At 29.5% G+C, this 25,392-nt stretch carries 20 protein-coding genes; 7 read left to right on the top strand and 13 right to left on the bottom strand.

Annotated elements, in window-relative coordinates; all coding sequences use genetic code 11:
* Positions 1–5 precede the first annotated feature (5 nt).
* Positions 6–1,019, bottom strand: coding sequence for a tetraacyldisaccharide 4'-kinase (gene lpxK / locus H0I29_RS13895; RefSeq protein WP_218752829.1), 1,014 nt, complete (start codon positions 1,017–1,019; stop codon positions 6–8).
* 439 nt (positions 1,020–1,458) lie between these two features.
* On the opposite strand from lpxK, the gene H0I29_RS13890 reads away from it, so the two are divergent.
* Together H0I29_RS13890 and H0I29_RS13885 are read left to right on the top strand one after the other, a co-directional pair.
* A complete protein-coding gene (locus H0I29_RS13890; protein ID WP_218752828.1) occupies positions 1,459–2,553 on the top strand; it encodes a Nif3-like dinuclear metal center hexameric protein in 1,095 nt (364 codons plus the stop codon).
* A gap of 2 nt (positions 2,554–2,555) precedes the next feature.
* The gene (locus H0I29_RS13885; RefSeq protein ID WP_218733330.1) at positions 2,556–3,329 is read left to right on the top strand and encodes a zinc ribbon domain-containing protein; all 774 of its coding nucleotides are present in this window, start codon (positions 2,556–2,558) and stop codon (positions 3,327–3,329) included.
* 541 nt (positions 3,330–3,870) lie between these two features.
* Here H0I29_RS13885 and H0I29_RS13880 read toward each other — a convergent pair.
* From H0I29_RS13880 to H0I29_RS13830, 11 genes are all read right to left on the bottom strand, one after another.
* Complete coding sequence (locus H0I29_RS13880; protein WP_218752827.1) at positions 3,871–5,760, bottom strand: DUF349 domain-containing protein; 1,890 nt, start codon at positions 5,758–5,760, stop codon at positions 3,871–3,873.
* Positions 5,761–6,015: 255 nt separating this feature from the next.
* Complete coding sequence (locus H0I29_RS13875) at positions 6,016–6,774, bottom strand: shikimate dehydrogenase (RefSeq protein ID WP_218752826.1); 759 nt, start codon at positions 6,772–6,774, stop codon at positions 6,016–6,018.
* Positions 6,755–7,762 (bottom strand): DUF368 domain-containing protein, encoded by a 1,008-nt coding sequence (locus H0I29_RS13870; protein ID WP_218752825.1) that lies wholly within the window; start codon positions 7,760–7,762, stop codon positions 6,755–6,757. Before H0I29_RS13870 ends, H0I29_RS13875 begins: the two co-directional genes overlap by 20 nt.
* On the bottom strand, positions 7,763–8,686 hold the full coding sequence (locus H0I29_RS13865) for a DUF368 domain-containing protein (RefSeq protein ID WP_218752824.1): 924 nt from the start codon (positions 8,684–8,686) through the stop codon (positions 7,763–7,765). It abuts the gene before it with no gap.
* A gap of 267 nt (positions 8,687–8,953) precedes the next feature.
* Positions 8,954–10,177 carry an ABC transporter permease gene (locus tag H0I29_RS13860; RefSeq protein ID WP_218752823.1) on the bottom strand — a complete coding sequence of 408 codons (1,224 nt, stop codon included), beginning with the start codon at positions 10,175–10,177 and terminating at the stop codon, positions 8,954–8,956.
* 1 nt (position 10,178) lies between these two features.
* A complete protein-coding gene (locus H0I29_RS13855; RefSeq protein WP_218752822.1) occupies positions 10,179–11,258 on the bottom strand; it encodes an ABC transporter permease in 1,080 nt (359 codons plus the stop codon).
* Between the two features lie 91 nt (positions 11,259–11,349).
* Positions 11,350–12,342 carry an HlyD family secretion protein gene (locus H0I29_RS13850; protein WP_218733317.1) on the bottom strand — a complete coding sequence of 331 codons (993 nt, stop codon included), beginning with the start codon at positions 12,340–12,342 and terminating at the stop codon, positions 11,350–11,352.
* 13 nt (positions 12,343–12,355) lie between these two features.
* Entirely contained in the window at positions 12,356–13,711 is a 1,356-nt protein-coding gene (locus tag H0I29_RS13845; protein ID WP_218752821.1) for a TolC family protein, read from the bottom strand.
* Positions 13,712–13,738: 27 nt separating this feature from the next.
* The gene (locus H0I29_RS13840) at positions 13,739–14,323 is read right to left on the bottom strand and encodes a TetR/AcrR family transcriptional regulator (RefSeq protein WP_218752820.1); all 585 of its coding nucleotides are present in this window, start codon (positions 14,321–14,323) and stop codon (positions 13,739–13,741) included.
* 512 nt (positions 14,324–14,835) lie between these two features.
* Positions 14,836–15,522 carry a class I SAM-dependent methyltransferase gene (locus H0I29_RS13835; RefSeq protein ID WP_218752819.1) on the bottom strand — a complete coding sequence of 229 codons (687 nt, stop codon included), beginning with the start codon at positions 15,520–15,522 and terminating at the stop codon, positions 14,836–14,838.
* A gap of 7 nt (positions 15,523–15,529) precedes the next feature.
* Entirely contained in the window at positions 15,530–15,868 is a 339-nt protein-coding gene (locus H0I29_RS13830; RefSeq protein WP_218733309.1) for a hypothetical protein, read from the bottom strand.
* Positions 15,869–16,455: 587 nt separating this feature from the next.
* Here H0I29_RS13830 and H0I29_RS13825 point away from each other — a divergent pair.
* From H0I29_RS13825 to H0I29_RS13805, 5 genes are all read left to right on the top strand, one after another.
* Positions 16,456–19,080 carry a TonB-dependent receptor gene (locus tag H0I29_RS13825; protein ID WP_218752818.1) on the top strand — a complete coding sequence of 875 codons (2,625 nt, stop codon included), beginning with the start codon at positions 16,456–16,458 and terminating at the stop codon, positions 19,078–19,080.
* A 72-nt stretch (positions 19,081–19,152) separates the two neighbouring features.
* Positions 19,153–19,482 carry a hypothetical protein gene (locus tag H0I29_RS13820; RefSeq protein ID WP_218752817.1) on the top strand — a complete coding sequence of 110 codons (330 nt, stop codon included), beginning with the start codon at positions 19,153–19,155 and terminating at the stop codon, positions 19,480–19,482.
* A gap of 2 nt (positions 19,483–19,484) precedes the next feature.
* Positions 19,485–19,787 (top strand): hypothetical protein, encoded by a 303-nt coding sequence (locus H0I29_RS13815; RefSeq protein ID WP_218733305.1) that lies wholly within the window; start codon positions 19,485–19,487, stop codon positions 19,785–19,787.
* Positions 19,787–21,850, top strand: coding sequence for a PepSY domain-containing protein (locus H0I29_RS13810; RefSeq protein ID WP_218752815.1), 2,064 nt, complete (start codon positions 19,787–19,789; stop codon positions 21,848–21,850). The genes H0I29_RS13815 and H0I29_RS13810 overlap by 1 nt, the downstream gene beginning before the upstream one ends.
* A complete protein-coding gene (locus H0I29_RS13805) occupies positions 21,838–22,368 on the top strand; it encodes a flavodoxin (RefSeq protein ID WP_254712633.1) in 531 nt (176 codons plus the stop codon). Before H0I29_RS13810 ends, H0I29_RS13805 begins: the two co-directional genes overlap by 13 nt.
* 140 nt (positions 22,369–22,508) lie before the next feature.
* On the opposite strand, the gene carB is transcribed toward H0I29_RS13805, so the two are convergent.
* A complete protein-coding gene (carB, locus tag H0I29_RS13800; RefSeq protein WP_218733302.1) occupies positions 22,509–25,364 on the bottom strand; it encodes a carbamoyl-phosphate synthase large subunit in 2,856 nt (951 codons plus the stop codon).
* Positions 25,365–25,392 lie beyond the last annotated feature (28 nt).

The raw sequence follows: 25,392 nt of genomic DNA, 5'->3' as shown, positions 1-25,392 counted from the left end.
TGGTTTTATTGTATATGGTTTTTAAGTATTGAATTAAACACTTCTTGTTCTTCTAAAAAAGAAGTTTGTATTCCTAAAAATGAAAGTGCTTCCACCCTATTTTCTAAACGCACGTAATCTTTTTCTGTTGTTAAAATAAGCTTTTTAGAAGACTTTAAATTCGTGTATTCCTTCTTAATTATTTCTATTTCATTATCTGTAAAATGATGATGATCAGGGAACTTTAAATGTTTAAAATTTACGTTTTTCTCCGTTAAAAAAGATAAAAGTGGTGTTGGATTTGCAATTCCTGTTATTAATAAAACATCGTAGTCTTTTAAATCATTCACCAAAATAGATTCAGATCCAGCCGTTTGAACATCATAAGAAATCGTTGTAAAAAACACCTTTTTATGGAACTTCTTTAACTTCTGTTTAATGCTGTTTTTGGAAGACTCCGTTAAATTTACAGGGCATTTGGTAACCAAAATAACATCCGCTCGCTTTGCTCCACTACTACTTTCTCTTAAATTTCCTGTTGGTAATAAAAAATCATCCGTAAATAAATCATCATACTTTGTCAATAAAATGTAAAAACTACCTTTTACTTTTCTATGTTGATAAGCATCATCTAATAAAATAACTTCAGGAGCATTGTCTGTAATCAACTTAGTAATTCCTGCTACTCTATTTGCATCAACAGCAACATCAATGGTATTAAACTTTTCATAGTATTGTAAAGGTTCATCTCCAACATCTTCCGCAGAATGCGTACTATTAAGCAATACAAAACCTTCTGTTTTACGTTTGTATCCTCTACTTAAAACAGCTGTCTTAAAACCATCTTTTAATAAACGGATTAAATATTCTATTTGCGGAGTTTTCCCAGTTCCTCCCACACTTAAATTGCCAACCACAATTATCGGAATCTTAAAAGAAGTCTGTTTAAAAAAACCTACTTCAAAAAAAAAGTTTCGTATGCTAGTGACCACATCATAAATAATGGCAAACGGAAAAAGTAAAAATCTTAGAAATTTCATTGATTCAAAAATAAGCAGGTTACACACATTAAAAAAGAAAAAAACACGAATTTCACGTAAATTTCTTTTGTAAAGTTTATCGATTATTTTGATTGCTGTATTCTTTAAAGCGGAAATTAGTTCGTTATATAAATTATTAGTGTCAATCTAAATGTATAGTTGATGTTAATCGAAACTTATTCTAGAAACCTAATAATTCTCGACACTCTCAAACAGACACTACAAAAACCTGCAATTGTTTTAAAACAAATAAGTTTAATCAAAGAAAAGGATGAATTTGTCTACGCAACTTTCTTTTAAAATCTACTTTAAAGAGTTTCCATAGGCTATAACGCAATTATTTTAACAAATTGAAGAAATTCACATCCAAAAAGTAAGTCATTTTTATGAATTTATAAACAGAAATGTTAACTTTGATTTTTTGACACAATATTTATTTATGATCATAAAAAACATCACCAACTACTTAGAAGAATTAGCGCCTTTAAATTATGCTGAAGACTTTGACAATGTTGGTTTATTAGTGGGGAATTATAATACTACCGTTTCTGGTGTACTAGTAACTCTTGATACCTTAGAAAAAACCGTAGATGAAGCAATTGCTAAGAACTGTAATTTAATTGTTAGTTTTCATCCTATTATTTTTGGAGGTTTAAAAAAACTAAACGGAAATTCGTATGTAGAACGCGTAGTTTTAAAGGCCATAAAAAATGACATTGCCATTTATGCAACGCATACTGCCTTGGATAATTCTAATAATGGTGTTTCTGCTAAAATGTGCGAAGTTTTAGGTTTAGAAAACCCTAAAGTTTTAATTCCTAAGAAGGGAATTATTAAAAAACTAACCACTTATGTTCCTACTAAAGATTCAGAAGCATTAAGAAATTCTCTATTTGCTTCAGGCGCAGGAAATATTGGGAATTATGATAATTGTTCTTTTAATATTTTAGGTGAAGGAACTTTTAGAGGAAACGAAAAATCGAATCCGGTTATTGGTATAAAAGGAAAAGATACAACTGAAAAAGAAACTTTAATTTCTATCATTTTCGAAAGTAAGAATGAAGCTGCTATTTTAAAAACTTTAAAAGCAAATCATCCTTACGAAGAAATAGCATATGAAATTATAACCACAGAAAATATACACCAAAATATTGGAATGGGAATGATTGGTGAACTTCCATCAGAGATGGATGAAACCGACTTTCTTTTATATTTAAAAGCCACAATGAAAACAGATTGTGTGCGACATTCTAATTTAATCAATAAAAAAATAAAAAAAGTAGCTGTTTTAGGTGGATCTGGTAGTTTTGCCATTTCTAATGCAATAAAAGCAGGTGCAGATGCATATGTGAGTGCAGATTTTAAATATCATGAGTTTTTTAAAGCTGAAAACAGTATCCTTTTGGCAGATATTGGACATTATGAGAGTGAACAGTTTACAAAAAACCTTTTGGTAGACTATCTTACGAAAAAATTTAGTAATTTTGCAGTCATTTTATCAGAAGAAAGTACAAATCCTATATATTATATATAAACATGGCAAAGAAGAAAGAAATTTCGGTTGAAGAAAAGTTAAGAGCTTTATACGATTTACAATTAATCGACTCTAGAATTGACGAAATTAGAAACGTTAGAGGTGAACTACCTTTAGAAGTTGAAGATTTAGAAGATGAAGTTGCCGGATTAAACACGCGAATTGCGAACTTAAACCAAGACGCAGCAAACTTAGAAACTGACATTAACAACAAAAAATTAGCTATTGATGAGTCTAATGGGTTAATGAAAAAGTATGATGAGCAACAAAAGAAAGTTAGAAATAACAGAGAATTTGACTCTTTATCTAAAGAAATTGAATATCAAGATTTAGAAATTCAATTAGCTGAAAAAAGAATTATTGAATACAAAGCAAAAATAGCTCAGAAAAAAGAGGTAATTGATGCTACTAACGAAAAGTTAGCGAAACAAGAAAAACATTTAAGCCATAAAAAAGCTGAATTAGATGCAATCTTAAAAGAAACTGAAAAAGAAGAAGAGTTATTAGCTCAGAAATCTGAAGAGTTTTCTCAAACTTTAGATGCACATTTATTTGCTGCTTATACAAGAATTAGAACTAAAGTAAAAAACGGTTTAGCAGTAGTTGCTATTGAGCGTGGTGCTTCTGGAGGTTCTTATTTTACAATTCCACCTCAGGTGCAATTAGAAATAGCAAATAGAAAGAAAATTACTATCGATGAGCATAGTGGTCGTATTTTAGTAGATGCTGCTTTGGCTGAAGAAGAAAAATTAAAAATGGAGAAATTCTTTTCTTAATCTTTCTACTCATAAATTATAAAAAACTCGAAGCTTTTAGGCTTCGAGTTTTTTGTTTTATATAGAAAAATAATTCAAAACTGCTTCGCTAAAAGAGACAAGAATAAAGACTAAGTTAACTTTTATTATTCTTTTTTCACACATAGATTGTCATTCTGAAAAGAATCTTTTAACCCACTCTATGTTTACCCTTTTGTAGATAGACTTTTCAAAGATACTAACCAAGTAGAAAAAAGAACAAAACTCTAACTTATCACTTCGAATGGAATGAGAAGTCACATAAAGAAGAGAACACAACGTTGAGCAACTTTGTGTGATTTCTCTCTAAGCTCGAAAGGTCAAACTTTGAGAAAAATTATTGAAAAATATAAAAACATCCCGAAATTTAAAACATGTCACTTCGGCATTTTGGAAATAGTAAATTAAAAGTGAACACACGAAATAAATAGTTATACTTATACAATTTTGGGCACCGTATATAAACAAAAAAACTCGAAGCAAATTGCTTCGAGTTTTAAACTTCATATATTTTATAAGTAAATTAGTAATCTAAGTTCTTAATATAACTTAACTTTTCTTTCCAAATAGTCAAATCTGCTTTAAACTCATTTACTCTATTTTTTACATTTAATACTAAAGGATTATCATCTGTTGCGTTAGAAAAGAAACCTAAATTATTCTCTAATTGTTGAATTTCTTTAACAACATCATCAATCTTCTTTCTAACAAACATTTGCTCAGAATCTAACTTTCTAACATCGTTATCTGCTGCAAGGCTATCTACAACATGTGTAAATTTTAACATAGCAACTTCATTCTTGTCTAGATCTAAACCACTTAAAGCTCTATCGATTAACTTATTAAATTTACCATCAATGTGTCTTGCATTTCTTGGCAATGCACCTAAATTTCTCCAGTTATTTATAATTTCGAAAATACCTTCTTTAGTAGGATCTTTTAATTCTTTAACCGTTTCCAAGAATTCTTTTTTAGCATCTACAACCTCTTGTTGCTCTTTATTTAAAGAGTTTTTCTGTTCGTGGTATCTATCAAAATAATGATTACAAGCTGCTTTAAAACGCTTCCAAATATCATCAGAAAATTTACGAGGTACATGCCCTATTTTTTTCCAATCTGCTTGTATTTTCTTTAAAGTATTCGTCGAAGACTCCCAATCTTCACTTTCTTTTAAAGATTCTGCAAGCTCAATTAACGCCATTTTCTTCTTTAAATTCTCTTGCTGATCGTTTTTTTCGTGCTTATAAAAAACATTTTTAGCGCTGTTAAATTTCTTTGTAGCCGCTTTAAATTTTTGCCAAACTTCTTCACTTTTAGAATACGGAAGTTTACCTGCATTAAAATATTCTTGTCTTAATTCTTCTATATCTTTAATACTTTTTTGCCAATCGTTATGCGTTTTATTATTAGAAGTATCAAAAGCATTTAATTTTTCTACCACCAATAATTTCTTCTCTATAATTTCTTGATGCTTAGAACGCATTTCTCTAAAGTGATCATGCCTTCTATCGTGAATTTTTTTAGTTGCTTCACTAAATTTACCCCATACATCTTCCCTCATTTCTTGAGAAACAGGTCCAATATCTTCTTTCCAAATTTTATGTAAATCTTGTAACTCTTTAAAAGCAACATTAATATCAGCTACTTCTGCCAATGCATTTGCTTTTTCTATAATTTTTAATTTTTCTTCTAAATTATGTTTAAAGTCTAAATCTCTAAAATCATTGCTTAAATGTAATAAATCATAAAAACGCTCTACATGATGATGGTAGGTTTTCCAAGTATCATTATAATGGTTCTTAGAAACAGGTCCAATCGTTTTCCAAGAATCTTGTAATTCTCTAAAACTTTTATACATTGTTGCTGTATCTGCATTTTCAATTAAATCTTTTAATTGCTCAATAACAGAAAGTCTTTTTTCTAAATTAGAAGAAAGTTGCTTGTCTAAATCATTATAATGTGCATCACGTTGTTTTTTATAATCAGACAACAGCGTATTATAATCCGTTTTTATAGGGCTAGAAAATTGAAAATCGATAGAATTACCTCCTTCTTCTAAAAAAGCTGCTTTCTTTTCTGCTAAAAGAGCTCCAAATTTCTGATTAAAAGCACTTTTAATACCTTCAACTTGAGTTTTTATTTTTTGAACAGGATTATCAGAAAGTGTTTTTTTAAGTTCTAAAACTAAATCTTCTAAAGATAATTTTGAATAATCTACAACATCAGATTCTGCATCTTTATCAGTATCTTTTTCAGCATCCTTAGCAATAGATTTCTCTATTTCATCAACTGCATCAACAGTATCATCTGTTTTTTCAAGATTTTCTACAACTTCAACTTTTTTAGTTTCATTTAAAACTTCTTCTACTTTCTTTTCCGTCTTATCAACGTTTACTTCATTTTTTTCTAACATATCTACAATGTTTAAGGTCTACTATAATACTACTATTATATATCTTATAAAGATACTGACAACTTACTAAATCTACAAACTATCTAACTATAAAATAACATAGATAATTTACTTTTGGGCGTTCCCTTGCAGGTCGGGCTTTCCTTTACAATCTTTTTATTCATTCTTCATAAAAAGGATTTCCAATGCACCCACTAACGCGCTGCGCTAATTGCCAACTATTCTTTTAATATTAAATAAATAATATCATTCTAATTATGCTTTATTCCAAATTCTCCAAGATTCTTCTGCTTGTAATTGCAACATTTCATATCCGTTTTTAATTGTAGCTCCTTGTGCTTTTCCTTTTGCTAAAAAAGTTGTCACTTCTGGATTGTAAATTAAATCGTACAACAAATGTTTTTCTGTAATAAACTGATACGGAATATCCGGACATCTATCTGTATTTGGAGATGTACCAACTGGAGAAGAATTGATAATAATTTGATATTTCTCCATGATTTCTTCCGTTAAATCTTGATAAGAAATTTCTTTTTTACCTTCTGGGTTTCTAGAAACAAATTTAAACTTAATATCATTCTTTTTTAAGGCATATGCAATTGCTTTAGACGCACCTCCTGTACCTAAAATTAAAGCTCTTTTATGGTGTTTTTTTATCAATGGAAATATTGATTTTTCAAAACCTACAACATCAGAATTATATCCTTTTAAATTTCCTCTTTTAGTAAATTTAATAGTATTTACAGCACCAATTGCTTTTGCTGTTTCATCTAATTTATCTAAGTATTTCATTACTTCTTCCTTATAAGGGATGGTAACATTTATTCCGACTAAACTATCTCCTCCTTCTTTTATTACAGCAGTAAAATCTTCTATTTTTTGAAGATCAAAATTAACATATCTACATTTTTGTAAATCTAATTTTTTAAACTTTTCGGTAAAATACCCACGAGAAAAAGAATACTCAATATCTTTCCCTAATAATCCAAAAACTTTATTTTTTCTTTCTCCCATAAAAATCTATTACTAAAATTAACAAAACACCTAACACAATATAAAATACAGCTGTCCAGGTTTCTAAATTTGAAAAATCAGGAACAAAACGTTCGTAATTTTCAACAATCTTATTTCCTTTTTGATCAATTAAAAAACTCCCTTGTTCTTGTAAATACACTGCTTTTTTCCAAGGCCAAACAATACCTAATGATCCTGTAATAAAACCTATAATAACTGCATTTACAATTTGATTCCAACGTTTTAAAACATAGCCTAAAACATGACTAATAGAAACCAATCCAAAAGCAGAACCTGCAGTAAAAACACTAATTATTTTTAAATAACGTACTTTTATCGGATCAGACAAAACCGTAAAATCTCCAGATAAAACACTGGTAACTACATTAAATAATACATTCACAGAATCGACCAATAATAAAACATAGTTCCCGAACAGAATTAAGATAAAAGACCCAGAAAGTCCTGGAAGCGTCATTCCAGAAACACCAATAATTCCGCATACAAAAACAAACCAAAGATTGTCGTTTTCTGTTGCTGGCGTTAAAAAACTAATTCCAATTCCTATAGACGCTCCAATAACTAAAGATAGTATGTTTTTAAAATTCCAATCTCCAAAATCTTTTCCAATATAATAGATAGATCCTATAATCATTCCAAAAAACCAACTCCAAACATACAACTCAAAGTTGTCTAAAAAATAATCTAGTATTAAAGAAATACTAAAATAACTAAAGACACTTCCGCCCATAACTAAAAGCAGAAAAGAGCCATTAATGTAGCTATAAAAACTTTTAAATCGACCATTTAGCAGCAACCTAAATGCTTTTAAGTTTACCTTTCTAAATGAGTAAATTAATTCTTCATAAAAGCCAAAAACGAAAGAAACTGTTCCGCCAGAAACACCAGGGACCTTATTTGCAGCTCCCATTGCCAACCCTTTAAAAAAAAGGATTAATTTCTGTAAAAAAGTTCTTTCTACTAACATTTATTTTTTCGCTACTGCTAATTTTTCCATTCCTAGAATAATTACAAAACCAACAACTGCCAATACAATTGCCATGGTTAACTCTGCATCTCCATTAAAAGAAAAAGGACTTACACTTTGTTGATTAAATGGCACTTCTACTCCATGAGAATTTGTACGCCATGTTAAGGTTTGTTTCCAAGGCCAAATTTTATTTAAAGATCCAATTATAAAACCTGTTAAAGCAGCTAACGTTATATTTTTATAATGTTTAAACAACCATTTTAAAACTCTAGAAAATGTTAATAGGCCAATAATTGCACCAGCCATAAAAACGAATATCGTTTTAAAATCTCTATTATTTAAAGCATCTAAAACAGGTTTATATGCACCTAATAACACTAAAATAAAAGAACCTGAAATTCCAGGTAAAATCATTGCACAAATAGCAATTGCTCCTGCAAGGAATATAAATAACGGAGAAGAATTTTCTGAAACTAAAGGATTTAGAGTCGTAATATAATACGCTAAAAAGGCTCCTAAAACCAAGACTACTAAAGAAATAACATTCCATTTTGTAATTTGCTTAGCGATGTAAATTATACTAGCCAATACCAAACCAAAAAAGAACGACCATAATAAAATAGGCTCATTTTCTAATAAATATTTAATGACTTTTGCTAATGAAATTATACTTATAAAAATCCCTATAAATAATGAAGCTAAAAAATTACCGTTTAATTGTGTCCAAGCTGCTTTTAATCCGTCTTTTTTTAATGTCTTAAATAAGTCTAGATTTACATTGCTAATAGATCCTAATAATTCTTCATAAATACCAGAAATAAAGGCAATTGTACCACCAGAAACTCCAGGCACTACATCTGCTGCACCCATTCCCATTCCTTTTAAACCAATAACTAAATAGTCCTTTATATTTCTACTCATTTTCTGTCTCTTTTTTTTAGAAAAACGAAGATAATAGAAATTTGAGAAAGATTATGAAAAGCTTAGTAATTTCAAGGTCTTCAAATCAAAAAAAAGCGATGTATAGATTTTATAATCACTTTTATATATCAGTAAATAAAAACCTGCTTTTTATTTACCTTAACTTCTTGTTTTATAGTAGCTACTTAATTTATTTTTGTCAGTTAGATCGCAGTTGAGAACTAATTCGATTACTAATATAGTTTTCGACTCTTATAATCTATATAATTAACTATTTACCTCTAATCCTTTTTTTAACATTACTTCCTTTTTTGCTCTTAATTTTAAAGAGATGGCAGCAATGACAAAATAAATTACCGTTAACAACCATAAGTGATTCCATTCTTTTATTACATCTAAAAATGAAGCTTCCATTTGTGTTAATTTAACAAAGCCATTCATACCTGGTGTTGATGGAATGATGTCTGAAATAAATTTATAAAACTTAGAAAACCCTTCAACAGGAAAAGACAACCCGCTTAACATTAATGACGGAATAGAAAGCAAGACTAAAAAAACAATAGAATCTTCCCTTCTTTTAAAAAAGGAACTGATGGATATTCCTAGAAACACCACAGAAAATATATAGGGAATTATAAATACGTAAATTGATAATAATGAAGAACGCACCGGAATTCCAAACAACGTGTACACAACGCCAACTTGAATAGGAATAATAACGATATAAATTAAAGTATATAAACACGCTTTGGCTAATAAAACAGATAGCACGCCTCCTTTATGTAGTATCCTTGGAAATTCTTTATGTGTAGATTTAGATTCTCGTCGAGATCCACTTAAAAGACCAATTCCCATCAATAAAACTAATTGAATAATTAAAGCAGTTAACATCGGAATTAAATAAGTTGCATATCCAGAATTTGTGTTAAACAAACTGGTGGATATTGCTTTTATTGGCGTATAATTTTTCTGAGCTTCATCAAAAGAAACTCCTTTTGCCATTTCTTTTTTTACTGCAATTCCTGCACTAAAATATCCGTTAACCGCAGTAACATCTCCTAAAACACGTTTGTAAAATAACATATTAGCAGCATCAGAAAAAGTAGTAATGGTTGTTTGTCTGCCACTTCTAATATTCTTTTCAAAATTCTTTGGAATTATAACAATTCCTTGCACTTCTCTAGAATAGTAGGCTACTTTAGCTGTTTCTAAATCGGCAAATGATGTTATTGTTTTTGTCCCTTCTGTAGCCGCTAACATAGCAATATAATCTCTACTCATTCTGGTACCATCTTGATTTACAATTGCAACCGGAACTTCTTTAATTATTTGATTTGAATATATATAAGTATACACCACCAAAATAATAAGGGTTACAGATAAAAAAGTACTTGCCACCGCTTTATCCGATTTAATTGAATTCCATTCGGTACGGAATGTATTCTTAAATGAGATGATGCCTTTGTAAAATAATTTATATAAATTCTTCATTTTAAATACTGTGATTAAACTTCCCTTTTAAAAACAATCTTTTTAACTTAAACCAACTTATTGAAATTGGCACAATACACAGAACAACTAAAATAATGATTGCCTTTAAAGAGTAAAATGCAGGAAACCCTCGTTGCGATTGATCTAGTAATAATTCAAAGAAATGGGTAAACGGAAAAACCTGACTCAACCATTGCAATATTTCTGGCATTCCAAAAATTGGAAATGTAATTCCTGAAAAAGAAAGACTTACAGCTCCAAAACCAGATCCAATTGTTAAGGCTTCTCTAAAACTACCACTAATAGCAATAAAGAATAATGCAAATGACTGATTTGCTAAAATCAATAAAAGTAAACCTGCTAAAACGGTTGTTTTACTTCCAAAAAAAGGAAAATCTTGCCATACGTACATACTTAATAATGTAACAATACCTACAAATAAAAACCAAATCGTATAGGGTAAAACTTTTCCTAAAATAATAGCAGATAAACTTCCGTTTGTAATGCTCAATAACTTATTTCCTTTGCTATACTTTAGATCTGCCCCAAAACAATAAATAGTGGTTAGCATGACAAATAATTGAAAAAACATCGTTAAAAATCCGGTATTTAAGTAATAGGAGTAATTTGTATACGGATTAGACAATATATGATTATTTGCTTTTATAGGTTGATAATTCACCAATGCTTGTTGCTTTGACACTCCTTTTTTACGTTGCTTTTCTATGTTTACACCTGCCGAAATTGTGCCAATAACTTTCCGAAATGCTTTATATTCTAATCCACCAGCCAATAAAAAATTACTATTGTACTGGTTGATGATGTTTACTTGTTTTCCACTTTTTAAATCTGCTTCAAAGTTTTGAGGAATTGTAACGACACCATACGCTTTTCCCAAGCTAATTAATTCTTCTCCTTTTTGCTGATTTATAGGAAAAAAACCAATTTTAATATCCGGTGCAGCATCTAACTGAGCAATAACATTTCTTGAGGTTGCAGTATGATCTAAATCTACCACAGCTACTGGTAAATCTCTAGCAACACCTTCACTTAAAAGCGTATTAAAAAACAAAATGGACACAAAAGGCAATATTACTGCAAGAACAAAAGTCGACTTACTGTTAAATAACAGTGCGATCTCTCTTTTTGCAATCCGTAAAGAGGGTTTCATTTTACTCATTAAATTGAGAATAATCAATTAAAATACTCATTCCAGGTCTTAACTCTACTTCTTTTTCAACAGGCATCGCCTTAATTTCAAAAGTTCTAATATCAAAATCTCCAGTAGCTTTTGTTGCACTCCAAGTAGCATAATCCCCTAAAGCAGCAACATAATAAATTTTAAATTGTACTTTTTTATTATTTAAAGCAGGAATCGTTGCTTCAAAAACACTTTCTTTTTTAAAATTGAAAAGACTCGTTTCTTTGATATTTAAGATAGCGTAACTATTTGTTAAATCAACCAAATGAACCACAGGGTAACCTGCTCCTATTAATTCTCCTTCTTCTGGTAAAAAATCAAGAACTTCTGCATCTATAGGTGCAATAATATTACGCTCATTTTTATAACCTTCTAACTCAATTAAAGCGCCATCTGCCTGTTTTACCATTGCTGTTGCAGCATCTATATCTTCATTTCTAGCACCTTTTTTTGCCATTTGATACATGCTTAACGCCGCTTCTTGGTCTTTTAACGCAACTTCTTTTTTTGCAAATATTTCATCTCTTTTTTGTTCAGAAATTACGCCATCCTTAAATAAGTTTGCCATACGAGTGTATGTCTTATTCATTACATTGGCTGCTGCTGTTGCTTTTTCATAGACACTTTTTGCTGCTCTAATTTCTTCTGACCTTGCTCCATTTTGTGCTTTATTCTTTTGAGCATTTGCAGCATCTCTTAAAGCTAACGCTTGTTGCTCTTTTGCCATAATTTCTGGACTTAAAAGCGTTGCTATCAATTGTCCTTTTTTTACACTTGCTCCTTCTTTCACTTCAAAAGAATTGATACGTGTAGGTATTTTAGAAGACAAATAAATTTCTTTTGCTTCAATTCTACCTTGTAAAACAACCGATTTAGGTTTCGTTAAAAACCACACACCTGTAAGAACTATAATTGAAATAATTACAACACCTATTAATGATTTTATAAATTTTGAATTTCTCATTTTAATTTTATTATTAATTTTTATTTAAGAAAGAAGCTGTTTTTCCTGTAAGTACCATTAACTCTCCGTAAGCTACATTGTACTCGTATAAAGCTTTTATTTTATGTAATTTAATTTCTGATAACTTTAGAGTTGCGTCCATCACTTCTAGTGAAGTTCCAGTTCCTTCTTCAAAGGCACGTGTTCTCATAAATTTTAGTCTATTTGCCAACGCTTCATCTGTATGTAAACTTTCGTATTGCTCCAGTTCTTTTTGCATTGTATTGTACAGTTTTTCTGTATACGTCGTTAAATTTAATCGCGCTTGTCTATCAATTTCTTCTACTTGAGAAATTTTATATTTTGATGCTTTTATTTTATGTTCTCTTTGAAAACCATTAAACAACTCCCATTCTACACCAACACCAACAAACCATTTTGTATCTACCAATGGTAAATTATCTTTCCAAAGGATGTATTTTCCAGAAACTCCTACTTTCGGAAAATAATCGCTCTTTTCTACTTGTACACCTACTTTTGCTAACTCATGATTTTTTTCAATGATTTTTAACTGTTCATTGTCTGTCAACATATCATTGGTAAAATCTTGCAAAGGTTTTACTATGGTGGGTTCCTTAAATTCACTACTGAAACCAGAAATGGAATTTACTCCTATTAAGTTCTGAACAGCCGTAGTAGCCAAATCGACATCTTTTTTAGCCCCTAACAACTCTCTATTTGCATTAGACAAAGCTACTTTAGCGTTTAAAGTTTCTACTTCTGGAATAATACCATTTTCGAAAAACTTAGTTGCTTGGTTGTTATGTAACAAAATAACATCATATACTTCTTGTCTTAACTGAACTGCTTCTTCGGCTAATTTTAACTTAAAAAAGTAATTGATTAACTGAATCGTCAATGCATCTTCTTTAATTTTATGCTTGGTTTCTGACAATGCTAATTTTATTTCTGAAGCTTTGTTAGCGGCATTAATCTTTCCTCCTGCATAAATTGGCATCGATATATCTGCAGTGGCAAACCCCATATTTTTTTCTTGCAGAGTAAAATCCCAACTCCCTAAAACGGCTGCAGGATCTGTAATCCCTAACAAGCCACCTACCATATTTCTTTGCTCATTTAAATCAGCCGAAATATCTTTATCTAAATGCATATAAGTACCAGAAACACCTACCGTTGGTAAACGCAATCCTTTTGTAGCTTTATGCTCTTCTTCCATCGCTTTTACTTCAAAGCTAGAGGCTTTTGCATCTCCGTTTTTAGACAACATTAAGTCATACGCTTGCCTTAAGGTAATATCTTGGGCGTTTGTAAATGTTGTTATAAAACCTAATACAACAGAGAAAAACACTCCTATTCCATTCAATTTCATTGATTTATTTTTTAAATTGATATTCACTTATTTTAAAATATTTAAAATATTATCAGTTAGTTTATCTACATCATCTATAGTAACTTCTTGTTCTCCAAAAATATTTTTTCTTGTAAAATTGATATAATCCACGGCATAGACCAAAATGTGATAATGCAATTGATACACCGTTGTTTCTTTCGAAATCTCACCAGATTTCACTCCAATTTTTTTGATGCTATTCATTAACTCAGCACTCTTTTCTTTAATGATTTCTGATGCAAAAAAGTTTTCATTATGTAACAATTGATAAAAAAATTTTGATGCATTTGGCTCTTCTAAAAAGTAAGTAACTCTATTTCTAATAAACTCTTCTATAAGTGGTTTAATAGTATTAGTGTTTATGGTTAATAAATATTCTAGCTCTTTATATAAAGAGTTTACCTTATCACGATAGAGTTCATTTATTAAATCTTGTTTACCCGTATAAGTTCTATACAAATACCCACCACTTACGTTTGCTTTTTTAGCAATCATAGCAATTGTAGTTGCTTCAATACCATGTTCTACAATGGTATGCATAATCGCATCTTTAATTCTTGCTATTTTATCTTCATCAATTTTACGCGCCATACTTAGAATTATTTTCCAATACAAAGTTATGAATAAATGTTCATTCATTTATTAAAAGTGAATAATTTTTTATAAATTGTAATTAACTTAAATATTTTACTATAAATATATAATCATAAAATTTAAAACATTATTGTAAATAAAAGATATAAAACCGCTTCTTTTTTAGATATAAAAACATAGATTTATGAAAAAAATATGTTCCAACTAAATAAAAAATAATCTCTATTCAAAGCTTACTGTTATATAAAATAGTATGCTTTGAATGGAGAAAATATGAAGTTTAAATATTTCATCTTTTATTGATAAATAAGAAATTTATATGGAAGAGAAAAACAGTAGTGCTAATAAACACATTGAATACAAAACTTTAAGGAGAAGATTATAAAACATATTAAAATAAGCTTTAATTCCTAACGGATGAAGCTGTAATCAGATCTGTTCTGTTAGTTATTTTTATTGTTTGTATAAATAAAGATTCTTAGACATTTTTTGATTGAAAATAAAGAGATTTAATTTTTTCGTAATACTGCAATAGAATACTCTCTACTGACCCACTCTCCCGTTTTACTTTTTACTGTTTCTGTTTTATTTTTAATCTTTACTAATTTAAAATCAGTCTCAGCTATTAGGTTTATAAACGTTTCATGATCATAAAGACTAAAAACGTTTGTATTAGCAACAAAAGGAAGTTGTTTCATAAAACTACTATTGGCAAAAGACACTACAAAAACACCATTAGATTTAAGTACTCTGTGTATTTCTGTTAAAAAATCTATGGGATTTGTCCAAAAATATATAGTATTTACAGTAATAATTTTATGAAAAAAATTAACAACATATGGAATGTTTAGTCCATTGTATAATAAAAATAATGCAACCCTTTTCTTAATGTATTTTGCATTTATTTTTACTGCTTGTTGTTGCATAATTTCAGATATCTCCATTCCAAAATATTTCAATTCACTAGCCTGTTTTAGTACATCGGGTAAATGAGAAGCATTTCCATGCCCCAATTCTAATACCCTATCTTTATCTTGTACATCAAGTAATTTCACACTTTCTAAAACCATACCTTTATTAGTGTCGCTTAATAACTCACCTATAGAAATACCCTTTTCTCCCTTTGGACAACGAAGTTGCTGTGCCAATTGATTTAATTCTTCTTTATCAACCGATTCTATTAATTCTTCTTTCATAAATACTCTATTTAATTCTATACTCATCTAAAATATCGTCTATATTTAAAATAAATTGAGTACCTAAAATTAAATCCTCTAAAAGCCCTAAAATTGTGTCATCCACTTTAATACAAGTATCAACTAATTCACTTGTAGTCCAAATTTTATTACATCGTTCTCCTTTGCAGCTGTCACAATTACAAGGAACATGAGATCCTCGAACAACATCTAATAAATTATCTAGTTCATTTTCTGCCATAAAAACTCCTACAGAGCCAATAACTATTTGCATTTCATAATTTTGGTTTGGGTATTTATTTACTTTATAACTTGCTCCATATTTATTTTTATAAATTAATTCCATATTTAATTTTAAAGGTTTTTGCCTAGCTCTATTTAGAACGACTCTAAATAATATTTAGCAAATATAGTTTTTTATTTTATTTAGAACAATTCTAAATAAAATAAAACATCAATTAATAAATATTGAAGAAATCTAATTGTAAATACATGTTAATACGCATACTAAAGATGAAGAAAGCAAAAAAATTAAGAGTTAGAACGACATATAATTTATGAGTAACGATTATCAAGCATTATGATAAATATATTTAGGAACTAATAAAATAAACCATTGTGTATTTATACAATATTATTTTTTTTGATTAGAATATAATTTAAGTAAAACTTTAAGTCAACACTTGTATTTCTATATAAACACAGAAAACATGTGTTACGATTTCCAGTTGAAATCGTTTTAAAAAACAGTTAATTTTAAAACTCAAATACAATTCAGATAAACACACACAAATAAAGTACTAAAATACAGAAACATAAATATAATTTAAAAACAAAATTAACCTTATTTAAATTTAATCTAAATAAATTTTGATGTTAAATTTAGTTAAAATACATTTGTGAAATAATTTATAATTTAATTTTTATTTAAAAATGGTAATAAAAAAAATAGTAACTTTTTTTATATTAGTACTAACATTAACCGCAGCTGTAGCGCAACAGAATACTATAAAAGGTACAGTTTTAGACAATAAAAAAACACCTCTTGCAGGAGTAAGTGTAACTATTAAAGGTACAAAAAAAGGTTCTGAAACCGATTTTAAAGGTAATTTTGAAATTAAAAATACTCAAAAAAATCAAACCTTAGTGCTTTCATACCTTGGTTTTAAAACGAAAGTAATTGTAATCAACGATAAAACAAACTTAGGAGAAATTGTACTGTTTGAAGGTAATGAGCTTTTAAGTGAGATTGTATTAAAAAGTAGAAATAATAAATTTTCTCGTAAAAAAACCGCTTATGTTTCTAAATTACCTTTAAAAGATTTAGAAAACCCTATAGTATACAGTACAATTACAAACGAGTTATTAGAATCTCAAATTGTAACCAATTTTGATGATGCAATGACAAATGCTACCGGTATTACAAAACTTTGGGAATCTACAGGACGTGCTCCAGGAGAAGGTACTGCTTATTTTTCTACCAGAGGGTTTTCTGTACAACCTTCATTAGTTGATGGTATGCCAGGCTTTACATTTAGTGCTGTAGATCCATCATATATAGAAAGGATCGAAGTTATAAAAGGACCATCTGCAACATTGTTTGGTAGCACAGTTTCTTCTTTTGGAGGTTTAATAAATGTGGTAACAAAAAAACCTTATAAAGGTTTTGGAGGAAGCGTTTCTTATACAGGAGGATCTTTTGGAATGAATCGTGTATCTGCGGATGTAAATACTCCTTTAGGCAACAATGACGATTTATTTTTTAGAATTAATACCTCTTACTTAACACAAGATAGTTTTCAGGATGCAGGGTTTAGAAACACATTTTTTGTTGCTCCTTCTCTATCTTACACTGTAAATAATCGTTTAAACATATCTGTAGGTATCGAATATTCTAATACAGAACAAACGAATCCTTCTATGTTATTTTTAAGAAGAGGGTTGCCTTTGGTTTCTAATAATATTGAACAATTAGGCATAGATCCAAATAAATCTTTTACTTCTAATGACATCACTTTAACTAGCCATATTTTTAACACACGTGCTATTGCTGATTACAAAATTTCAGATAATTGGACTTCTCAAACCGTATTTGCATCAACTTACTCTGAAGCTAAAGGATACTATCAATATTTAATTGACGGCGCAAGTGCTGCTTTTTTTACTATTCCTAATTTATTAGGGGATGCTGCTGCTTATGTACAAAATGATTTAGATTTAATTCTTGGAGAATCTGCCATTCTATTACAAGATGATGTATTTGCTCGTTTGTATGACAAAAGAGATGCGGATGCAGTAAAAACAAATATTCAACAAAATTTTATAGGTGATTTTAAAATTGGAGAGGTTCGTAATCGATTAATTTTAGGCTTAGATTATGTTTACAGAAATACTAATTCAAGAAATAAAAATGGAAATCCTACATTAGCCCAAAACTCACAATTCCCAAACATAGTGAATACTTTTAACTATGCAATTCCAGGAGCTGGTGATGCTTTTGCTGCTCAATTAGCTAGTTTTCCTTATTTTGATGGTTTCTTTTCTTCAAACGGAGAAGTAGTAGCAACTTCCTTTACCCCAAATGCAACTTATAAGACTACTAAATCTGATTTAGATGCAATTTTTGATCCACTAACAGCAAACCACATTAGTACAAGTTCTCAAACTTTTGCTTTATATGCCTCTAATGTAGTTAATATTACTGATAACTTAACGGTTAATCTAGGACTTCGTTTAGATCATTTTGACCAAGATGGTAATGATGATGATCTTTTAGATGATTATACTAAAACAACGTTTTCTCCAAATGCAGGGATTCTATACCAAGCAATCCCTAATAAATTGACTTTATTTACCAATTACCAAACAGGCTTTGTAAATAACGATCCTTCTGTAAATTCTGATGGAACTGTAGACACTTTTAAACCAACAAAAGCCATTCAGTTTGAAGGTGGTATTAAAACAAACTTTTTTAAAGGAAAGTTAAATGTTGGCGCAAGTTATTACAATATTACAGTAGAAGATTTTGTAGGATCAGATCCTAATTCAGTTTTATTTCCAGAAAGTTTAATTCTTAATGAATCACAAAGTGAAGGTATTGAGTTAGAAGTGAACACAAATCCTTTAGCTGGTTTAAATTTACGCGCTTCATATTCTTATAACGACAGTAAAATAACGGATGCGTATAGCGAAACAACCGGATTACAATACGATGAATTACAAGACAGAAGACCAGAATCTGCCGGACCGGATGCTACTTATAACTTTTGGGCAGACTATAGATTAGTAAATTCTGATAATAAATTTTTACAGAATTTAGGTTTTGGAGCAGGTTTTAATGGTACTTCAGAACACATAACAGCAAATAATGCAGTGACAGGTACCTTTACATTACCAAGTTATACAGTATTCAATTCAACAATATACTATAATACATATAAAATTAGAATCGGATTAAAAGTAAATAACATTACAGATGAAACCTATTATAAAGGTTGGAGCACTGTTAACGCACAAGCACCTAGAGCATTTTTAGGAACGATACAATACAAGTTTTAATATTTATTTGAGTTGATTTTTAAACAGCTCTAAATCTAATGGTTTAGAGTTGTTTATTTTTAAATGATTAAAATGATTACAATTAGTTTATTATTAATTTTATTAGCAAGTTTAGTTTTTTATAACACTTCTAAAAAAGCACTATTGCTATATAATTCAGCAATAGAAACCTGGATTCAAGTAAATAAAAATTATTCAAAAGCTATAGCCTTACTGTTTTTAATAGTTAGTTTACTATCTATAATTTTAATCTTTGGTTTTACCTCTGGAATTATTTTTTGGTTAATCTCATTCATCTCTTTTTTAAGTACTATCGTTATTATTTATCCTTTAAAGATCGTCAACTATAAACATTTAATCATTTTATTTTTAATACTACTCGTTTTAGAATTAATAACATAAATATGCCTGCAAATACTAAATACTTAAACAAATCTCCTTGGCAACAATTTGCAAAAATTTCTGCTGGTATTATAGGAGGCTATTTAATTGCCGCACTTTTTCATATGTGTTTGTCATTATTACTTCCAAATCCAAAAGAAGTTTTAATAACATCTACCATAACCATATTTATTGTTTGGTGCATACTTTTAATTGTCCCTTTTTTATTTAAAAACGGATGGAAAGCATGGTTACTTTACCTTTTAACAATTCTAATTCTTTTTAGTGTTTATTATTTAGCATCTAAAAACAATCCTTTTATATAATGAGTAATAAAAATTACAACGTTTTTTTTAATACACATACTGTAAGTGGTATTGTTATTAGTTTTGCCTTATTTGTTATTTTTTTTGCAGGTGCTTTTTCTCTATTTAAAGAAGAAATTGCTATTTGGGAAAATGGAAACTCAATAACTCATACAGAAAGACAAGATATTGATTTCGATAAAATTTTTAAATCTTTAGATGAAGATCATCAATTAACAGGAAGAGATTTGCAATTAAATTTCGGAGAAAAAGACGACCATATTTATGTTTCTCTAGGTAAAAATAGAGACTCTTTAGCCACGGAAGAAACAAAAAAAACAAATTACTTTTCTGTTAACATCAATACAAGTGAGGCAAAAAATTATGAAGAACATTATAGCTTAGGAGAATTTTTATATCGATTACATTTTCTTGCTCAATTTCCATATATAGGTATTTACTTAGCTGGTTTTGTTTCTCTATTTTTCTTGTTTGCTATTGTAACGGGAGTTATTGTTCATTGGAAAAAAATAATATCAAACTTCTATTCTTTTAATCCTAAAGCTGCATTAAAACGAGTTTGGACAGATGCTCACACAGCATTAGGTGTAATTGGCTTACCTTTTCAATTTATGTTTGCCGTAACTGGAGCTTACTTTTGCTTAAGTTTATTGGTCTTAATACCTGCTAACTTTTTATATAATGGAGATCAAGCTAAATTAATGGAAGATGTAAGACCTGATCGAAAAATTTACGAATGGGTTACTAAATCAGATAAAAACATTCCTAGTTTTAACCAATTTGCAGAAAAAGCAGTAAAAGAATGGGATCATTTTCATTTAACCAGAGGTTTTGTAAGAAACTATGGAGGTACTAACATGAAGTATATTCTTATTGGAGACCTAAAAGATAGCGAACGTTTTATAGGTATTGGACGAATTATTTACAATCCATATACAGGTGTTGTTGAATCTATAAAAAATCCTAATAAAATTAATTACATAGAAGATTTTCAGAGGGTTTTAGGACGTTTACATTTTGCTGATTTTGGCGGAACCCCCATTAAAATCATCTATTTTCTACTTTCTTTAATTACTTGTTTTGTAATAATTACTGGAGTTTTAATTTACGTAGAGGCCAGAAACAAAAAAAGCATCACTTTAAAACAACGATTATATACAGCTAAAGTTGGTCATATTTATTTAGCAATATGCTTATCTATGTTGCCGGTTACAGCCTTATCTTTTTTGTTTGTTAAAACATGTATAGGTTACTTTAACGATAATCAAGCTGCTATTTATTGGTTTTACTTTATTACATGGCTTTTATTTATTCTATTTTTTAGATTTAAAAGAGATAATTATTACACCAATAAAGTAAGCCTTCTTTTAGGTGCTATATTCGGATTTTTAGTACCAATTACAAACGGAATTATCTCTGAGAATTGGTTATGGAAAACCTTTGCAAAAAACCAATTTGATATTTTAACAATTGATGTGCTTTGGATTATTATTGCTTCAATTTCATTACTGTTTTACTTAAAAATAAAACCTAAAGTGAAAGAACAAAGTGCATTTACAAAACATCCTATTGACTATAAGAATCGAAAAAAATTATTATCAGAAGAAAAGAATAAACTATCCAATACTAACAAAACAGAAATTACAGATAAAGATTTACTAAATAAAAACGAGATTCCTATGAGAACAAAAATTATAATCCTTTGGATATTTTTAGCAATCGGTTGGATTGTTCATCACATTTATGGTCTTTTTAATATCTATTATAACGAAACTTTAATTATTGAAGGTGCAACAGGAGAAACTCCTTTTAATCATCATATTTACAGAATTTTATTCGAAGGTCTTTGTCTACTTTTTGGTTTATTAACCATAGAGGTTTCAAAAAAATGGTTTAAATGGACTTCTTTTATTTGGGCTATTATTGCTGGAATATATAATATTTATCATTTTATTGAAGCACTAATTTTTGAAAGTGATAATATTTCTGAAATTTTTATGCTTGCGCTAGTTTCTCTAGCTAGTATTTTCCTTGTAAGAAACTTGTATCTATGGAAAAAATAAAAGACATTGGCTTAATTTACGGTTCAGACACTGGAATGACCGAAGAAATTACAAGTTCTATTATAGATAATTGGAATTTATGCAACATAGACGTTATAGAAGTTTCTCAAGTAAAAAAAGAAGATTTTAATAAATTCGACATCCTAATTCTTGGCCTTTCAACTTGGTATGACGGAGACTTACAAAGCGATTGGGAGTCTTATTATGATGAATTTAAAACAATAGATTTTACAGGTAAAACAGTTGCTCTTTATGGTTTGGGAGACCAATATGGTTATGGAGAATATTTTATTGATGGCGTTGGAATGTTAGCAAAAGTTATTTTAGAGAATAATGGAAAAATAACAGGTTATTGGTCCACTAATGGCTATGATTTTGAACAATCTAAAGCATTATACAATGATGATTTCTTTTATGGATTAGCTATTGATGAAGACAATCAATCGGAATTAACCGAAGAAAGGTTAAGCGATTGGCTTTCTGTTTTAAAAGATGAATTTTCTATTCTTTTAAATTAGAAGAGATAACCTTAAACTAATAGATAATTCTCTTAACTTTTAGAACTAATCTTTTATATTGCTATTAAAATAAGTGGTTTATTATAAAAACAAAAAGCATCCAAAATTTGGATGCTTTTTTATGTTCTAATAATTTCTAATTACTTATTCAAATACATTTTACGTCTTGCGTACAAATCATAAAACTGATCGTCTCTTAAACTATCAATAAATAAAATACTCTCACCAGTAGACTTCATTTCTGGTCCTAGTTTCTTATCAACGTTCGGGAACTTGTTAAAAGAAAATACAGGTTGCTTAATTGCATACCCTTCTAATTGAGGGTTAAAATTAAAATCAGTTACTTTATTATGACCCAACATTACTTTAGTTGCATAATTTACATACGGTTCTTTGTATGCTTTTGCAATAAAAGGTACTGTTCTAGATGCTCTTGGGTTTGCTTCAATTATATAAACAATATCATTTTTAACAGCAAACTGAACATTAATCAATCCTACCGTTTTTAATTCTGTTGCAATAGTACGTGTATGATCTTTAATTTGTTGTAAAACTAAATCTCCTAAATTAAATACAGGTAAAGTAGCATTAGAATCTCCAGAATGAATTCCACAAGGCTCTATATGTTCCATTATTCCTATAATATACACATTACCATCAGCATCACAAATTGCATCTGCTTCTGCTTCTATCGCTCCATCTAAATAATGATCTAACAGTAATTTATTACCTGGCATTCTTCCTAATAAATCAACAACATGCTTTACAAGCTCTTCTTTGTTGATCACAATTTTCATCCCTTGCCCTCCTAATACATAAGAAGGTCTTACTAAAATAGGGAAATCTAATTCATCTGCTAAAGCCAAAGCTTCATCCGCAGTTTCTGCGATACCAAACTCAGGATAAGGAATGCTATTCTTTTTTAACAATTCAGAAAAAAGCCCTCTATCTTCAGCTAAATCTAATGCTTCAAAAGAAGTACCAATAATTTTAATTCCGTATTTCGTTAACTTTTCAGCTAATTTTAAAGCGGTTTGTCCTCCTAATTGTACAATAACCCCTTCTGGTTTTTCATGACGAATAATATCATAAATATGTTCCCAAAAAACAGGTTCGAAATATAATTTATCAGCAGTATCAAAATCTGTAGAAACCGTTTCTGGATTACAGTTGATCATAATGGTTTCGTAACCACATTCTGCAGCTGCTAAAACACCATGCACACAACAATAATCAAACTCAATTCCTTGTCCAATTCTATTTGGTCCAGATCCTAAAACGATGATTTTCTTTTTATCAGTTACAATACTTTCGTTTGCAATGATAATTTCTCCGTCTGCTGTTTCAATTTCATTTTCGAAAGTTGAATAGTAGTAAGGAGTCTTTGCTTTAAACTCTGCAGCACAAGTATCAACTAATTTAAAAACACGTTGTACTTTTAATTCTTCTCTTTTTGTATATACTTCACTTTCTAAACAGCCCAACATGTGTGCTATTTGTCTATCTCCGTATCCTTTTTGTTTTGCTTCTAATAATAAATCTCTTCCTAAAGTATCAATTTTGTAGGTAGAAATTTCTTTTTGAAGTTGAAATAACTCTTCATATTGTTTTAAATACCACATGTCTATTTTTGTGATATCGTAAATCTGAGTTAATGGAATTCCCATTGCAATTGCATCATAAATTGCAAAAACACGGTCCCAACTTGCATTGGTTAATTTTTCTATAATTTGGTTATAGTCTGTATATCCTTTTCCGTCTGCACCTAAACCGTTTCTTTTAATCTCTAAAGACTGTGTTGCTTTGTGTAGTGCTTCTTGGAACGAACGTCCAATTCCCATTACCTCTCCAACAGATTTCATTTGTAAACCTAAAGTTCTGTCTGAACCTTCGAATTTATCAAAATTCCAACGAGGTATTTTTACAATTACATAATCTAAAGTTGGCTCAAATAAAGCCGATGTAGATTTTGTAATTCCGTTTTCTAACTCATCTAATGTATACCCAATCGCTAATTTTGTAGCTACTTTTGCAATAGGATACCCTGTTGCTTTAGACGCTAAAGCGGATGAACGAGAAACACGAGGATTAATTTCAATAGCTATAATATCTTCTTTTTCGTCTGGCGAAACTGCAAACTGTACGTTACAACCACCTTCAAAATCTCCAATAGAACGCATCATTTTTATAGACATGTCTCGCATTTTCTGATATGTTTTATCAGAAAGTGTCATTGCAGGTGCTACTGTAATAGAATCTCCAGTATGAATTCCCATAGGATCCATATTTTCGATAGAACAGATAATAACAACATTATCGTTTTTATCACGTAATAATTCTAATTCGTATTCTTTCCAGCCCATCATTGCTTTGTCAATCATCACCTCATGTATAGGAGATGCTTCTAAACCGAAACTTAATAGTTGGTCAAAATCTTCTGCTTTATAAACAATAGAAGCTCCTGCCCCACCCAAGGTATAAGAAGAACGAATAACTAAAGGAAAACCAAATTCTTGTGCAATTTCTTTTCCTTTTAAAAATGAAGTAGCTGTTGCTTGAGGCGCCATTGGCACATCAATCTTTAACATTAACTCTCTAAATTGCTCTCTATCTTCAGTAATATTAATGGCATCGATATCTACACCAATTAATTTTACATTAAAGTCTTCCCAAATTCCTTTATCATCTGCTTCAATACAAAGGTTTAATGCAGTTTGCCCACCCATTGTTGGTAAAACAGCATCAATTTGTGGATGCTCTTTTAAAATTTGAATGATAGACTTGGTTGTTAAAGGCAACAAGTAAATATGATCAGCCATAGATGGGTCTGTCATAATTGTTGCAGGGTTTGAGTTGATTAGAACTGTTTCTATTCCATCTTCTCTTAAAGAACGTAAAGATTGTGAACCAGAATAATCAAATTCACAAGCTTGTCCAATAACAATTGGTCCAGATCCAATAATTAAAACTGATTTGAGGTCTTTTCTTTTTGGCATTGTAAGTTGTTGTGTTATGTTGTTTTAC

It is taken from the genome of Polaribacter sp. R2A056_3_33 (genome assembly GCF_019278485.1).
Lineage (GTDB): Bacteria > Bacteroidota > Bacteroidia > Flavobacteriales > Flavobacteriaceae > Polaribacter.
The sequence above is the reverse complement of the archived record's forward strand: the minus strand, read 5'-3'. Positions and strand labels throughout refer to the sequence as shown.